Source organism: Pseudomonas peli (assembly GCF_050563605.1).
Lineage (GTDB): Bacteria > Pseudomonadota > Gammaproteobacteria > Pseudomonadales > Pseudomonadaceae > Aquipseudomonas > Aquipseudomonas peli_A.
Genome location: NZ_JBNXUH010000194.1, coordinates 1 through 222 on the forward strand (window position 1 = coordinate 1; position 222 = coordinate 222).

The 222-nt window shown below is 63.3% G+C and carries 1 pseudogene; it reads left to right on the forward strand.

Annotated features, from left to right (window positions below):
- Nucleotides 1-19: 19 nt before the first annotated feature.
- A pseudogene (locus tag ACQ4LH_RS21450) lies at nt 20-157 on the forward strand (YnfA family protein); the annotation flags it as partial.
- Between the last annotated feature and the right edge of the window lie 65 nt (nt 158-222).

Here is a 222-nt window from a genome sequence, read left to right on the forward strand (position 1 = left end):
CAGATGTGTATAAGAGACAGCCCTGGCGCTGTTCGCCTGGCTGCTGACCCTGCACCCGACCGCCGCCGGTCGTGTGTATGCCGCTTATGGCGGGGGGTATGTGGCGATGGCAATTATCTGGTTATGGCTGGTGGACGGKATCCGCCCGACCCCTTGGCTGTCTCTTTTATACATCTGACGCTGCCGGCGACCCCCCCCCAGCGGTGGACTCTTCGGTGCCCG